Below are 13840 nucleotides of genomic sequence, written 5' to 3'. Positions count from 1 at the left end.
AACCATGAACATCGGCCAAGCCGCCAAGAAAACCGGCCTTAGCGCCAAGATGATTCGCTACTACGAAAGCATCGACCTACTGCCCGAGGCCGGCCGCACCGACAGCGGTTACCGTCAGTACAGCCAGCAGGACCTGCATCGCCTGGCGTTTATCAAACGCTCGCGCGATCTGGGCTTTTCCCTGGCCGAAGTCAGCCAGCTACTGGCCCTGTGGCAGGACCGCCAACGTGCCAGTGCCGATGTGAAAGCCCTGGCCGCTACCCATATCGCCGAACTGGAACGCAAAATCAGCGAACTCAGCGGCCTGCGCGACACCCTCAAGGAGTTGATGGACAACTGCCAGGGCAACGACCGCCCGGACTGCCCGATCCTCAAGGATCTGGAGTCCGGCTGTTGTCATTGAAGGCCTAGAGCCTGCTGCAAGGCCCGGCAATCCACCGCGAAATGATCGACCAGCTCCGGCCAGGGGTTTTCTGCCAGGTTGACCAGCACACTGCGCGCCCCGGCAGCGCGGGCGCATTCCAGGTCAAAGCGGTAATCGCCCACCATCACCAGCTCGCTCGGCGCCACCTGCCAGGTGCGAGCGAAATGCAGCAGGCCACCCGGATCAGGCTTGGGCGGCGCTTCGTCACGGCCGATCACGTCCGCCACGGCAAAGCAGTCGTCCAGACCGATGGCGCGCAAGGTCAGCAGCGCCAGCTCATGGGCATTGCGGGTGAGAATGCCGAGGCGGCAGCCACGTCCGTGCAGCTCGCGCACCAGTTCAATCGCCCCCGGGGCAGGCTGCGAAGCCACAGCCAGCTCACGCTCATGCTCCAGCAACCAGGCGTGCTTGGCGGCGGCCACAGCCTCAGGCAGCGACGCCAGATGACCAAGAATGTCGTCCGCCAGCGGAATATCCAATGCCCGCTTGATCGCCTCGAAGTCATGCACCGCCTGGGTCAGGGTGCCGTCCATATCAAACACCCAATGGCGGGCAGCGCTCAGATTCACTTGCAATCCTCACGGCTCATTTCCAGTCCTCACGGACCCGGGTCAGCCCCTCTTGGGCGACCGAGGCGACCAACTGGCCCTGGCGGTTGAAGATGCTGCCACGGGAGAAACCACGGGCGTTGCCGGCCCAGGGGCTGTCCATGCTGTAGAGCAGCCAGTCGTCCATGCGCAGGTTGCCGTGGAACCACAGCGAGTGGTCGAGGCTGGCAACCTGCATAAACTTCTGCCACACCGAGACGCCGTGCGGCAGCATCGAGGTGGTCAGCAGATTGAAGTCACTGGCGTAAGCCAGCAGCAGCTTGTGCAGTTGCGGCTCATCCGGCAGCTCGCCAGCGGCGCGAAACCATACATGCTTGACCGGATCGCTGGGCTTGGGCGCAAAAGGATTGCCCACCGTGACCGGACGAATCTCAATCGGTTTGTCGCTCACTGCCCGCTCACGCATACGCTCCGGCAAGGCATCCACCACTAGGCGCGCCAGTTCGGTTTCCGACTTCAGCTCTTCAGGCCCTGGCACTTCTGGCATCAGATTCTGATGATGAAAACCTTCTTCATCGAACTGGAACGATGCGCTGCAGGTAAAGATCGGCTTGCCCTTCTGGATCGCCGTCACCCGCCGCGTACTGAAGCTACCGCCATCACGCACGCGCTCAACCTGATACACCACCGGCAGCGTGGCATCGCCGGGGCGTAGGAAGTAGCCGTGCATGGAGTGCACATGGCGCGCGGCTTCGACCGTCTGGCTGGCCGCCGATACACATTGGCCGAGCACCTGACCACCATACAACTGGCGAAAGCCGAGGTCCTGGCTGACGCCGCGAAATAGATTTTCCTCGATGGTTTCCAGGGTCAGCAGGGCGACCAACTCATTCAACACCTGACTCATGCATGCTCTCCTGTTAACGCATCTGGCTGTGTAGGGCACCTCTAAAAACCACCTGCGTTTCCATCGCCGACGTTTTTAGAGGTGCCCTGTATGGGGTAGTGCGGGCGAGATGGTAAAGACTTTGCCAACGCTTGTCGGCCCGACTGAAAGATGGATGTGGACAATAATGGCAGCATTCTAGCCAATCGGCCGCTGGGCTTGAGCGCAAGCAGAGCCTGCAGCCATACTTCGGCCACTTCCACCCGAGCCCGCCACCATGCGCCTGCCGCTGGTCTACCACGACGACTACAGCCCGCCCTTCCCGGCCAACCATCGCTTCCCCATGGAGAAGTTTCGCCTGCTGCGCGATCACCTGGTGGAAAGCGGCCTGAACACCGATGCCGAACTGCTGCGCCCCGAGCTATGCCCCACCGACGTACTCGCCCTGACCCACTGTCCGGACTATATCCAGCGCTTTGCCAGTGGCGAACTGGCGTATGAGGAACAACGCCGCCTCGGCCTACCGTGGAGCGCCGCTCTGGCGCAGCGCACCATTCGCGCCGTGGGCGGCTCGCAGCTGGCGGCGGAGCAAGCGCTGCAACACGGTCTGGCCTGTCACCTGGCCGGCGGCACCCACCATGCGCATTACGATCACCCGGCCGGGTTCTGCATCTTCAATGACCTGGCGGTAATCAGCCACTACCTGCTGGCCAGCGGCAAAGCGCAGCGCGTGTTGATCTTCGACTGCGACGTGCACCAGGGCGATGGCACCGCGCGCCTGCTGGAGAACACCCCGGAAGCAATCACCGTATCACTGCACTGCGAGAAGAATTACCCGGCGCGCAAGGCCGCCAGCGACTGGGACATTCCCCTGCCCAACGGTATGGGCGATGACGACTACCTCAAGGTGGTCAACGACAGCCTCAACTACCTGCTGCCGCTGTACCAGCCGGATATCGTACTCTACGACGCCGGGGTCGATGTGCACCAAGACGATGCCCTCGGTTATCTCAACCTGACGGATGCCGGTATCGCAGCCCGTGATGAAGCGGTACTCAACCACTGCCTGAGCCGTGACATTTCCATAGTCGGGCTGATCGGCGGGGGCTACGACAAGGACCGCCTGGCCCTGGCCCGCCGTCACGGCATACTGCATCACAGTGCGGCCAAGGTCTGGCAGGCGCGCGGGCTGGGATAAAACCAGCACACGCGCGGTCATATCGCCCACCTCTACTGCCAAGGACTCTCACACAGCATGTACGCAAAACTCAGCCCTCTGCCGGCCCTGCTGGCGGCACTGGCATTTGCCACTGCCGCCCAGGCCGATAACACACTGCAGTCACTGGTGGACGCCACCATTCGCCCGGTGATGGCGGAACACGATATTGCCGGCATGGCCGTGGCGATCACCCACAACGGCCAGGCGCACTACTTCAACTACGGCGTGGCGCGCCTGGACGACCAGCAGCCGGTAAGCAGCGATACCCTGTTTGAGATCGGCTCGCTCAGTAAACCCCTCACCGCCACCCTCGCCGCCCTGGCGCAAAGCACCGGCAAGCTAACCCTCAACGACAGCGCCGGCCAGCACTGGCCCGAGTTGCAAGGCAGCAAACTGGAACACGCCAGCTTGCTCAACCTCGGCACCTACACTGCCGGCGGGCTGCCGCTGCAGTTCCCTGACAACGTGACCGATCCGGCCAGCATGCTCGCCTATTACCGCCAGTGGCAGCCTGAATACGCGACGGGCACATACCGGCGCTATTCCAACCCCAGCATCGGCCTGCTCGGCTACCTCGCCGCACGCAGCATGGGCCAGCCCTTCCCCGCCTTGATGGAGGGCACGCTGTTCCCCGCGCTCGGCATGTCGCACAGCTATATCCAGGTGCCGACAGCGCAGATGCCGCGCTATGCCTATGGCTACAGCAAGGACAACCAGCCGCTGCGCGTCACTCCGGGGATGCTCGACGCCGAAGCCTATGGGGTGAAAACCAACACCAAGGACATGCTGCGCTTTGTCCAGGCCAACCTGAATCCTGCCGGCCTGAACAAAGACCTGCAGCGCGCCATCGCCATGACCCACACCGGCTATTACCGCGTCGGCGAGATGACCCAGGGCCTCGGCTGGGAGCGCTACCCCTACCCGATCAGCCTGGAGCGCCTGCAAGCGGGCAACTCCCCGGCCATGGCCCTGGAGTCACAACCCGCTACACGCCTCGCACCACCGGAAACCGAGCCAGGCGACAGCCTGTTCAATAAAACCGGCTCAACCGGCGGCTTCGGCGCCTACGCAGTGTTTGTCCCCACTCGGAACCTCGGCCTGGTTATGCTGGCCAACAAGAATTACCCCAACGCTGCCAGAATCAAGGCCGCCCACGCCATACTGAGCGCGTTGGATAAGCCCCCCACACACTGAATGGAATCCTGTCATGGATGACTCGTTTGCCCTGAACCAAGCTAACTGGAATGAGCGCGCCGCCTTGCATGCAGCGTCGCCCGATTACCAGGTTCAGCTGTTTATCGCCTCGCCCACGCACTTATCCGAAGTGGTGCACTTTGATCTGCCGCGCCTCGGCGATATCTGCGGCCTGCGTGCGGTGCACCTGCAATGCCATATCGGCACCGATACCCTGTCGCTGGCCCGTCTGGGTGCGCAGATGAGCGGATTGGACTTTTCCTCCGCCTCGCTGGAGCAGGCCCGCCTACTGGCGCAAGCCTGCGACGCCAGCATCGAGTTTGTCGAAGCTTCGGTCTACGACGCTGCCAAGGTGCTCGGCGCGCAGTCGTTCGATCTGGTTTATACGGGCATCGGCGCGCTGAACTGGCTACCGCATATCGATGACTGGGCGCGCAATGTCGCAGCCCTGCTCAAGCCTGGCGGCCGCCTGTTCCTGCGCGAAGCCCATCCCGTACTGATGGCGCTCGACGAGGACTGCGAGGACGCCCTGCAGATTGCCCACCCCTATTTCGAACACGGCCAACCCACCGTCTGGGATAACGAGCACACCTACGTCGAAACCGACACCCTGCTGACCGCAACCACCACTCACGAATGGAACCACGGCCTGGGCGAAATCATCACCGCGCTGCTGCGCCACGGCATGCGCCTGAGCGCACTGGAAGAACACGCCAGCATCCCCTGGGAAGCTCTGCCGGGTCAGATGAGCCTGGGCGAGGATGGTGAGTGGCGGCTGGACAGCCAGCCAGAACGACTGCCACTGAGCTATACGCTGCAGGCGGTCAAGGTCGGCTAAAGCCGCAGAATGGTGTTGAGCGCAGCGATACCCATCGGCAGGTATCGCTGCGCTCCAGAAGAGCAATGCTCAACTCGTCCTACGCACCCGACTACCCCGCCAACACCTTATCCAGCGCCTGCTCCAGGGTCGCCACGGTGCGCTCGATATTGCCTAGCTTGTCCAAACCGAACAGGCCAAGGCGGAAGGTCTGGAAATCCGCCGGTTCATCACACTGCAGCGGCACGCCAGCAGCGATCTGCAGGCCTTGGGCGGCGAATTTGCTGCCGTTCTTGATGCTCGCATCGGAGGTGTAGCACACCACCACACCGGGGGCCTCGAAGCCTTCGGCGGCGACACTTTTAAAGCCTTTACGAGCGAGCAAGGCGCGCACCCGCTCACCGAGCTCCTGTTGCTGCTCGCGCACCTTAGCGAAACCAATGGCTTCGGCCTCGCGCATGGCATCACGGAAACGCGCCAGGGCGTCGCTGGGCATGGTTGCATGGTAGGCATGACCACCCTGCTCATAGGCCTGCATGATCTGCAGCCATTTTTTCAGGTCACAGGCAAAGCTGCTGCTTTGTGTGGCTTCGACGCGAGCCTGGGCAGCTTCGCTGAGCATCACCAGGGCGCAGCACGGCGAGGCGCTCCAGCCCTTCTGTGGCGCGCTGATCAGTACATCGATACCGCAGGCCTGCATATCCACCCAGAGGGTGCCGGAGGCGATGCAATCGAGCACAAACAGGCCGCCCACCGCATGTACGGCATCCGCCACGGCGCGCAGGTAGCCGTCTGGAAGGATCATCCCGGACGAAGTTTCCACGTGCGGAGCGAACACTACCTGCGGTTTTTCCGCAGCGATTACTGCCAGCACATCGACCAGCCGTGGCGGGGAGAATGCCGCCTGGCTGCCCTCAGTAACCGGGCGCGCCTTGAGCACAATCGCCTCCGAGGGGATCTGACCCATCTCGAAAATCTGCGTCCAGCGGTAGCTGAACCAGCCGTTGCGCAGCACCAGGCACTTCTGCCCGGTGGCCAGCTGGCGCGCCACCGCTTCCATGCCATAGGTACCGCTACCGGGCACAATGGCCATGGCATGGGCGTTATAGACCTGTTTCAGGGTGCTGGAGATATCCTTCATCACGCCCTGGAACGACTGCGACATATGGTTGAGAGAGCGGTCGGTGTAGACCACCGAGTATTCGATCAGGCCGTCGGGGTCGATGCTGGGGTAGAGGTCAGACATAAGGGGCTCCAGTCAGAAATTCACCTCACGACCCTGCCCGAAGCCGGGGCAAATGACAAGGCGGACGCCGCCTCGGCTAGAATGCACCCCCTTCGTTCCTACCCGACACCGCCATGACCAATCGCACCCAACATCCAGCCCCTCGCGTTGCCATTATCGGCGGCGGCCCTGCCGGGCTGATGGCGGCCGAAGTGTTGGCCATGGGCGGTGTGCAGGTCGATCTTTACGACGGCATGCCTTCAGTGGGGCGCAAGTTCCTCCTGGCTGGGGTCGGCGGGATGAATATCACCCATTCCGAAGCCAAACCGGCGTTTGTCGCTCGTTATGGCGCGCGCCAGGCAGAAGTAGCCAAACTGCTGCAGGATTTCGATGCTGACGCCCTGCGCGCCTGGATTCATGACCTGGGCATCGACACCTTTGTCGGCACCTCCGGCCGGGTTTTCCCCACCGATATGAAAGCCGCACCGCTGCTGCGCGCCTGGCTCAAACGCCTGCGTGAATTGGGCGTACAGATCCACACCCGTCATCGTTGGCTGGGCTGGAATAATGAAGGCGCACTGCGAATTGCCTCGCCCGCCGGCGAACAGGCTGTAAATGCCGACGCCACCCTGCTGGGCCTGGGCGGCGCCAGCTGGGCGCGGCTGGGTTCGGACGGTGCCTGGGTGCAGCTGCTACAAGAGCGTGGCGTGACTATTGCGCCCTTGCAGGCCAGCAACTGCGGCTTCGATGTAACGGCCTGGAGCCCCTTTCTGCGCGACAAGTTCGCTGGCGCGCCACTGAAGAACGTCAGCCTCAACCTGCCCGGTGAAACACCTCGCCTGGGCGAGTGTGTACTGACCGCCAGCGGCCTCGAAGGCAGTTTGGTGTATGCCCTGTCAGCCGCTATTCGCGAAGCGATCAACCAGCATGGTGGCGCTACCGTGCACCTCGATCTGCTGCCGCAAACGCCGCTTAGCAAATTGCAGGCGGTGCTGAGTAAGCCACGCGGCTCACAGTCCATGGCTAAACACCTGCATCGCCAGGCCGGAATCGACGGGGTCAAAGCCGCGCTGCTGCGCGAGCTGGCCAGCGCAGCAGCCTTCAATGATCCGGCGCAGCTGGCCAGTGCAATCAAGGCCCTGCCGATCACCCTAGTGCGTCCGCGGCCATTGGATGAAGCCATCAGCACAGCCGGTGGTGTGCCGTTCGAGCAACTGGACGAGCAACTGATGCTCAAGGCGCTGCCTGGCACCTTCTGCGCAGGGGAAATGCTTGACTGGGAGGCGCCCACCGGCGGCTATCTGCTGACCGCCTGCTTTGCCAGCGGTCGCCGCGCAGCAACAGGCATCCTCAAATGGCTGCAACCGCCGACCGAATAAGCATCCGCGCACAATCTCAAACGGCTATGCTTGAAGAAAACCGCCCCAGAGCGGTGTTCTTCCACGCGCACAGGTACTCTCCAGCCGTGATTCCACTAGTGGTCTGCGACGACTCGAACATGGCGCGCAAGCAGTTGATCCGCGCCCTGCCGCCCGAATGGCCAGTGACCATCAGCCAGGCCACCAATGGCCAGGAAGCCCTGACTGCGTTGCGTCAGGGGCTTGGCCAGGTGATGCTGCTGGACCTGACCATGCCAGTGCTCGACGGCTATGAAACCCTTGCAGCCATGCGCGCCGAGGGCCTGGCCTGCAAAGTGGTGGTGGTCTCCGGCGACGTGCAGGAGGAAGCCCTACGCCGGGTTAAGGAACTCGGCGCCCTGGCCTTTATCAAGAAACCTGCCGACCCCGAGATACTGCGCAGTACCCTGCTCGAACTCGGCCTGTTCGACCCCAAAGCGACACCTGGCGCCATCGCCCAGGCCGCGGTACTGGATGAGCTGAAGGTCAACTTCCGCGATGCCCTGCGCGAAGTCACCAACGTCGCCATGGGCCGCGCCGCCGCGCTGCTGGCCAAGGCGCTCGGGGTCTTTGTGCAGTTGCCGGTGCCGCAGGTGAATATCTTCGAGGTCAGCGAACTGCATATGACCCTCACCGATGCCATGCGTGGTGAACGCCTGAGCGCGGTGTGCCAGGGCTTTATCGGCGACGGTATCGCCGGCGAGTCGCTGCTGCTATTCCACGACTCCGAAGTGGCCGATATGGCGCGCCTGCTCAACTGGCAGCCGAAGGATGACCTGGAAACCTCGGAAATGCTTCTGGACCTGGCCAGCATCCTGATTGGCGCGTGCCTGGCCGGGATTGCCGAGCAGATCGACGTGCGCTTTTCCCAGGGCCATCCGCAACTGCTCGGCCAGCACTCCTCCATCGAGCGGCTCATTCACCTCAACCAACGGCGCTGGAAAAAGACCCTGGCGGTGGAAGTCAGCTACAGCCTGGAAGCACACAATATCCACTTCGACCTGTTGCTGCTGTTTACCGAAGACTCGATCAAGCGCCTGACCAACAAGATCAACTACCTGATGAGTTAAGCCATGCCCGCACAGATAGATATTCAAGAGGTGCACTGGCTGCTCGATATCGTGCAGTGCATCGATGTCGGGGTGATCGTCCTCGATCGCCAGTACCAGGTGGAGGTGTGGAACAGCTTTATGGAGAACCATTCGGGCATGGGCCCGGACGAGGTGCACGGCAAAACCCTGTTCAGCCTGTTCCCGGAAATTAACGAAGCCTGGTTACGGCGCAAGGTCGATACCGTGGTGCAACTCGGCACGCGCGCGTTCAGCCTATGGGAGCAACACCCCTACCTGATGCACTTCAAGAACTATCAGCCGATCACCGGCCAGGAAGACTTTATGTACCAAAACGTCACCCTGCTGCCGCTGGCCGGGGCCAAGGGTGATGTGGAACATATCTGCGTAGTGATCTACGACATGACCGCCGCCGCCACCCATAAGAAGCAGCTGGAAGCGGCGCAGGCCAGCCGTTAATCTCTGCTCGCCAGGCCCCATTAGAGGACCGGTGCAACCGTTATTAGCCTGCTCGACCACTTTCGTGCAGGAGTCATCCGATGCTGCAAAGCGTTGAACTGAAAACCTTCGTACCGGCCCGCGATTTCGCCTTGAGCCAGGCGTTCTATCAAGCGCTGGGCTTCAAGCCGGGCTGGGTCGGCGATGGCCTGGCCTATTTCAGCCATGGCGAGCACTGTGCCTTTTTGCTGCAGGACTTCTACGTCAAGGAGCAGGCGGAGAACTTCGTCATGCACCTACTGGTGGAAGACGTCGAGGCTTGGTGGCAGAAGGTGCTGGATGAGCAGTTGGGCGAGCGCTTCGGCGGGCGCCTGATCCCGCCCCAGGATCAGCCCTGGGGCATGCGCGATTTCGTGGTCATCGACCCCAGCGGCGTGCTCTGGCGAATCGCGCAGAACATTTAGCCCCTTAGGTGGACAGGCTTCGCGTTGTCCACCCTACGGCTTTCTGCCGCCCTTGGCCGGCTTGCCGCCGAAGCTGGGCACCTTGCGTACCGCCTTAACCGACGGTGCAGCCGGCTCATCGGCTTCCATCCAGCGCCCAAGGCTGCCGCCCTTGCCGCCGCCAACCACTTTCGGCTTCTTCGGTTTCTTCGGCTTTTTCACCACCTGGCCGCCAGGCAGGGTCTGCGGCACGCGGTGGTCGGGGATAAAGTCCGGCTCATCAATACGTTGCAGCACCTGCTGGGTCAGGGTTTCGATAGCCGAGAGCAGTTGCACTTCATCAGCGCAGACCAGCGACACGGCCTGACCGGTGGTGCCAGCACGCCCAGTACGGCCGATACGGTGCACGTAATCTTCGGCGACGATGGGCAAATCGAAGTTGACCACCAGCGGCATATCGTCGATATCCAGGCCACGGGCTGCCACATCGGTGGCCACCAGCACCTTGACCTCGCCGTCCTTGAAGCGCTGCAAGGCGCGCTGACGGGTGGCTTGGGGCTTGTCGCCATGAATCGAGTCGGCACTGATGCCGTGGCGTTGCAGCTCGGCTTCCAGCTCATCAACGCCCTTGCGGGTTTTCACAAACACCAGGGCCTGGCTCCAGCGCTTGGCCTGATACAGATGCAGAAACAGCTCGCTCTTGCGCTTCTTGTCCACCGGGATCAACCACTGCTTGACCGATTTGGCGGCGGCATTGCGCGGGCTGACTTCAATGCTTAGCGGGTCTTTAAGCATCTGCCCGGCCATGGCGCGAATGGCGTCGGAGAAAGTCGCGGAGAACAGCAGGGTCTGGCGCTTTTTCGGCAGCGCCGCGAACACACTTTCCAGCTCGTTGGCAAAGCCCAGGTCGAGCATGCGGTCGGCTTCATCCAGCACCAGGGTCTGCACCTGGTTGAATTTCACCGCGTTTTGCCGATAGAGGTCGAGCAAGCGGCCTGGGGTGGCCACCAGCACGTCCACACCTTTGCGCAGCTTCATCATCTGCGGGTTGATACTGACCCCGCCATACACCGCGTAGCTGCGCAGCGGCAGGTGCTGACCGTAGGTGAGAAAACTCTGCAACACCTGCTCGGCCAGCTCGCGGGTTGGCACCAGCACCAACGCACGCACCGAATTACTGGCCACCTGCGGCCCTTCCATCATCAACCGCTGTAGCACCGGCAGGGCAAAGCCGGCGGTCTTGCCGGTGCCGGTCTGCGCGGCGGCCATCAGATCGCGCCCCTTGAGCACTGGCACGATGGCCTGAGCCTGCACGGCGGTGGGGGTTTTGTAATCGAGGCTGTCGAGGGTGCGTAGCAGAGGCTCGATCAGGCCAAGGGAGGCAAAGGTCATAGGGCTAACCGCAGAAATAAGTCGATGGCGCAGAGTTTATCCTGCTTGTACCTGAAACACGCCGGATCAAAACTTGCTGGCGATCTTGCGAGCTAGAGAAATGCAAGGCAAAAACAGGCGAGGAAGCGGAGTGTACTGGCGTACATGAGCATTCCGAGCCTGTTTTTAACGCAGCAGGGCCGACGCGCAGCTGATCGCGGCTCTCAGGGCTTGTGCGGCCGTGCGAGAAACTCGTGCGACTGCATTTCCAGCAAACGGCTGAGCGTGCGCTGGAACTCGAAGGTCAGGCGACCACCGGTGTAGAGGTCTTTCAGCTCCACTTCGGCGGAGATGATCAGCTTGACGTTGCGGTCGTAGAACTCGTCCACCAGGTTGATAAAGCGCCGGGCCATATCGTCCTTGGCGGTGCTCATCTGTTCCACATTGGCTAGCAATACGGCGTGGAAAATCTTACCCAGTTCGATGTAGTCGTTCTGGCTGCGCGGGCCGTCGCACAGCTCGCGGAATTCGAACCAGGCCACGTCATCACCGACCTTGCGCGCCACGATAGCGCGATTTTCGATCATCAGTGGCTCGTTTTCCTGTACCTCGCAGTGCTCCGGCAGCAGGCTGACGAAACTCTTCTGCAGGCTCTCCTCGGCGGCAGCGTCCAGCGGCCAGTGGAACAGCTCGGCTTGCTCCAACGCACGCAGGCGGTAATCGATACCGCTGTCGACGTTGACGATCTCGGTGTGCTGCTTGAGCAGGGCGATGGCCGGCAGGAAGCGCGCGCGCTGCAAGCCGTCCTTGTACAGGCCATCCGGCACGATATTGGAAGTCGCGACCAGGCTGACGCCGTTCTTGAACAGCTCTTCCAGCAGGGTGGCGAGGATCATCGCGTCAGTAATATCGCTGACGAAGAATTCGTCGAAGCAGATCACCCGCGCCTCATCGGCGAAACGCTTGCCGATAATGGTCAGCGGGTTCTTTTCACCCTTGAGGGTGCGCATTTCTTCATGCACGCGCTTCATAAAGCGGTGGAAGTGCGTGCGCACCTTGCGCTCGAACGGCAGCGCATCAAAAAAGGTGTCGACCAGGTAGGTTTTGCCGCGACCCACGCCACCCCAGAAGTACAGGCCCTTGACCGGCCCCTGCGGTTTTTTGCCGAACAGCTTGCCGAAGACGCCGGCGCTGCCCTTGTCGGCAGCGATCAGGTCGTCATACAGGCGCTGCAAGTGACGCACCGCAGTTTCCTGGGCAGCGTCATGAAAGAAATCAGGGCGTTTAAGGTCAGCCTGGTAGCGTTCTAGGGGGGTCATCAATTCGTTAGCCGGGCAAGTAAAACGGGGGCGTCACTTTAGCGACGCCCCCATTGATTGGCAATCGGCCAGCATGGCTGCTGGACGGAAATCCGATTAATGCACCGCCCTGCGCGTTACTCAGCGTGTGCTAGCGCCTCACGCAGGCGCTGAATCGCCGCCTGACAGGCACTGCTGTCGGCGAATGCCGGGCTTTGTGCCACGCACTCATCGTCCAACCAGACGCCAAAACCGCCATCCTTCTCGCGCACATCCAATGCTTCACCGGATTGCAGACGCTTATTAGCCATGCCTGCCGCTTTACCATCGGTAAAGGATTTGGACAGCAGCAACTGCTCGCCAGCGGCATCCAGCAGGCGGAAGCGGAAGCTGCCGTCATCATCGCGGAAGCTGACAAAGCGGGCGCTCTTGCCGGCTTTTTTCTTCTCGCCCGCCGTATTGACGGCCTGGCTGCGGAACGAGCGCAGGCCCACAGCCTCGCGCAGCTCACCGAGAAACGGTGTAGCAGTCTTGCGCGCCTTGGCGGCACCAGCCAGGAGGATGTCTTCCAGATCGGCCGGTTTGCTGATCAGCGCATGGTAACGCTCGCGCGCCTCGCCCAGCTCGGCCTCCAGTAAGTTGCACAGCGCCTGCTTGGCTTCGCCCCAGGCCATGCCGCCTTCCAGCGCAGCACGGAAATCCGCCTGCTGGGTCGGTGCAGCAAAGGCCTGGTAGAGGGTGAACAGGTGCGAGCTGTCCGGGTCTTTCGGCTCGCCCGGCAGTTTGGAGTCGGTCACGATGCGGGCAACAGCATCCTTGAGCTGCTTGGCACTGCCAAACAACGGGATGGTGTTGTCGTAGCTCTTGCTCATCTTGCGCCCGTCGAGGCCTGGCAAGGTCGCTACGTCTTCCTCGATCACCGCTTCGGGCAGGGTGAACAGTTCCTTGCCATTACCAAACAGGTGGTTGAAGCGCTGACCGATATCGCGGGCCATTTCCACGTGCTGGATCTGGTCGCGGCCGACCGGCACCTTGTGCGCGTTGAACATCAGGATGTCCGCTGCCATCAGCACCGGGTAGCTGAACAGGCCCATGGTGATGCCCGCATCCGGGTCTTCGCCTTGCTCGACGTTCTTGTCCACCGAGGCTTTATAAGCGTGCGCGCGGTTAAGCAGGCCCTTGCCAGCGACGCAGGTGAGCAGCCAGCACAGCTCGGGAATCTCGGGGATATCCGACTGGCGGTAGAAAGTTGCCTTGTCGGTATCCAGCCCCAACGCCAGCCAGGTTGCAGCGATTTCCAGACGCGAACGCTGGATACGCGCTGGCTCATCACACTTGATCAGCGCGTGGTAGTCGGCCAGGAAGTAGAACGAATCTGCATCAGCGGCGCGGCTGGCGACGATGGCCGGACGAATCGCGCCCGCATAGTTGCCGAGGTGCGGCGTGCCGGTGGTGGTGATGCCGGTAAGGATACGAGTGGTCATAACGTTCGCTTATTGAGGCTCAATCA

The 13840-nt window shown here is 61.9% G+C and carries 14 protein-coding genes; 8 read left to right on the top strand and 6 right to left on the bottom strand.

Annotated features, from left to right (window positions below; all coding sequences use genetic code 11):
• The first annotated feature begins 4 nt into the window (after positions 1 to 4).
• Positions 5 to 403, top strand: a complete 399-nt coding sequence (gene cueR / locus RHP75_RS04200; RefSeq protein WP_311090578.1) for a Cu(I)-responsive transcriptional regulator — start codon at positions 5 to 7, stop codon at positions 401 to 403.
• Here the strand turns inward: cueR and RHP75_RS04195 are convergent.
• Positions 397 to 957, bottom strand: coding sequence for an HAD family hydrolase (locus RHP75_RS04195; RefSeq protein WP_409079722.1), 561 nt, complete (start codon positions 955 to 957; stop codon positions 397 to 399). The genes cueR and RHP75_RS04195 overlap by 7 nt on opposite strands.
• 52 nt (positions 958 to 1009) lie before the next feature.
• Positions 1010 to 1879: an acyl-CoA thioesterase II gene (gene tesB / locus RHP75_RS04190; protein ID WP_311090576.1), complete on the bottom strand. Its 870-nt coding sequence runs from the start codon at positions 1877 to 1879 to the stop codon at positions 1010 to 1012.
• 256 nt (positions 1880 to 2135) lie between these two features.
• On the opposite strand from tesB, the gene RHP75_RS04185 reads away from it, so the two are divergent.
• From RHP75_RS04185 to RHP75_RS04175, 3 genes are read left to right on the top strand one after another with little or no spacing between them, the layout of a single operon-like run.
• Positions 2136 to 3056: a histone deacetylase gene (locus tag RHP75_RS04185; protein ID WP_311090575.1), complete on the top strand. Its 921-nt coding sequence runs from the start codon at positions 2136 to 2138 to the stop codon at positions 3054 to 3056.
• A gap of 57 nt (positions 3057 to 3113) precedes the next feature.
• Positions 3114 to 4271 carry a class C beta-lactamase gene (gene ampC, locus RHP75_RS04180; protein WP_311090574.1) on the top strand — a complete coding sequence of 386 codons (1158 nt, stop codon included), beginning with the start codon at positions 3114 to 3116 and terminating at the stop codon, positions 4269 to 4271.
• Between the two features lie 13 nt (positions 4272 to 4284).
• A complete protein-coding gene (locus tag RHP75_RS04175; RefSeq protein ID WP_311090573.1) occupies positions 4285 to 5109 on the top strand; it encodes a class I SAM-dependent methyltransferase in 825 nt (274 codons plus the stop codon).
• Between the two features lie 91 nt (positions 5110 to 5200).
• Here the strand turns inward: RHP75_RS04175 and RHP75_RS04170 are convergent, their stop codons facing one another.
• Positions 5201 to 6334, bottom strand: coding sequence for an aminotransferase class V-fold PLP-dependent enzyme (locus RHP75_RS04170; protein ID WP_311090572.1), 1134 nt, complete (start codon positions 6332 to 6334; stop codon positions 5201 to 5203).
• 113 nt (positions 6335 to 6447) lie between these two features.
• On the opposite strand from RHP75_RS04170, the gene RHP75_RS04165 reads away from it, so the two are divergent.
• From RHP75_RS04165 to RHP75_RS04150, 4 genes are all read left to right on the top strand, one after another.
• On the top strand, positions 6448 to 7692 hold the full coding sequence (locus RHP75_RS04165) for a TIGR03862 family flavoprotein (protein WP_311090571.1): 1245 nt from the start codon (positions 6448 to 6450) through the stop codon (positions 7690 to 7692).
• Between the two features lie 86 nt (positions 7693 to 7778).
• Positions 7779 to 8780 carry a response regulator gene (locus RHP75_RS04160; protein ID WP_311090570.1) on the top strand — a complete coding sequence of 334 codons (1002 nt, stop codon included), beginning with the start codon at positions 7779 to 7781 and terminating at the stop codon, positions 8778 to 8780.
• Between the two features lie 3 nt (positions 8781 to 8783).
• Entirely contained in the window at positions 8784 to 9239 is a 456-nt protein-coding gene (locus tag RHP75_RS04155) for a PAS domain-containing protein (protein ID WP_311090569.1), read from the top strand.
• A gap of 80 nt (positions 9240 to 9319) precedes the next feature.
• A complete protein-coding gene (locus RHP75_RS04150) occupies positions 9320 to 9682 on the top strand; it encodes a VOC family protein (protein ID WP_311090568.1) in 363 nt (120 codons plus the stop codon).
• 33 nt (positions 9683 to 9715) lie between these two features.
• Here the strand turns inward: RHP75_RS04150 and RHP75_RS04145 are convergent, their stop codons facing one another.
• The 3 genes from RHP75_RS04145 to RHP75_RS04135 form a co-directional block, all read right to left on the bottom strand.
• Entirely contained in the window at positions 9716 to 11053 is a 1338-nt protein-coding gene (locus RHP75_RS04145; protein ID WP_311090567.1) for a DEAD/DEAH box helicase, read from the bottom strand.
• Between the two features lie 203 nt (positions 11054 to 11256).
• Positions 11257 to 12351, bottom strand: coding sequence for a cell division protein ZapE (zapE, locus tag RHP75_RS04140; RefSeq protein ID WP_311090566.1), 1095 nt, complete (start codon positions 12349 to 12351; stop codon positions 11257 to 11259).
• A gap of 116 nt (positions 12352 to 12467) precedes the next feature.
• Entirely contained in the window at positions 12468 to 13814 is a 1347-nt protein-coding gene (locus RHP75_RS04135) for a tryptophan--tRNA ligase (RefSeq protein ID WP_311090565.1), read from the bottom strand.
• Positions 13815 to 13840 lie beyond the last annotated feature (26 nt).

Source organism: Pseudomonas sp. SG20056 (genome assembly GCF_031764535.1).
Taxonomy (GTDB): Bacteria; Pseudomonadota; Gammaproteobacteria; order Pseudomonadales; family Pseudomonadaceae; genus Aquipseudomonas.
Note: the sequence above shows the minus strand (reverse complement) of the source record. Positions and strands in the feature narration are given on the sequence as shown.

What these genes read in the sequence shown, in the direction of transcription:
- cueR (WP_311090578.1), top strand. Translation starts at nt 5, where the DNA reads ATGAACATCGGCCAAGCCGCCAAGAAAACCGGCCTTAGCGCCAAGATG.
- RHP75_RS04195 (WP_409079722.1), bottom strand. Translation starts at nt 957, where the DNA reads ATGGACGGCACCCTGACCCAGGCGGTGCATGACTTCGAGGCGATCAAG.
- tesB (WP_311090576.1), bottom strand. Translation starts at nt 1,879, where the DNA reads ATGAGTCAGGTGTTGAATGAGTTGGTCGCCCTGCTGACCCTGGAAACC.
- RHP75_RS04185 (WP_311090575.1), top strand. Translation starts at nt 2,136, where the DNA reads ATGCGCCTGCCGCTGGTCTACCACGACGACTACAGCCCGCCCTTCCCG.
- ampC (WP_311090574.1), top strand. Translation starts at nt 3,114, where the DNA reads ATGTACGCAAAACTCAGCCCTCTGCCGGCCCTGCTGGCGGCACTGGCA.
- RHP75_RS04175 (WP_311090573.1), top strand. Translation starts at nt 4,285, where the DNA reads ATGGATGACTCGTTTGCCCTGAACCAAGCTAACTGGAATGAGCGCGCC.
- RHP75_RS04170 (WP_311090572.1), bottom strand. Translation starts at nt 6,334, where the DNA reads ATGTCTGACCTCTACCCCAGCATCGACCCCGACGGCCTGATCGAATAC.
- RHP75_RS04165 (WP_311090571.1), top strand. Translation starts at nt 6,448, where the DNA reads ATGACCAATCGCACCCAACATCCAGCCCCTCGCGTTGCCATTATCGGC.
- RHP75_RS04155 (WP_311090569.1), top strand. Translation starts at nt 8,784, where the DNA reads ATGCCCGCACAGATAGATATTCAAGAGGTGCACTGGCTGCTCGATATC.
- RHP75_RS04150 (WP_311090568.1), top strand. Translation starts at nt 9,320, where the DNA reads ATGCTGCAAAGCGTTGAACTGAAAACCTTCGTACCGGCCCGCGATTTC.
- RHP75_RS04145 (WP_311090567.1), bottom strand. Translation starts at nt 11,053, where the DNA reads ATGACCTTTGCCTCCCTTGGCCTGATCGAGCCTCTGCTACGCACCCTC.
- zapE (WP_311090566.1), bottom strand. Translation starts at nt 12,351, where the DNA reads ATGACCCCCCTAGAACGCTACCAGGCTGACCTTAAACGCCCTGATTTC.
- RHP75_RS04135 (WP_311090565.1), bottom strand. Translation starts at nt 13,814, where the DNA reads ATGACCACTCGTATCCTTACCGGCATCACCACCACCGGCACGCCGCAC.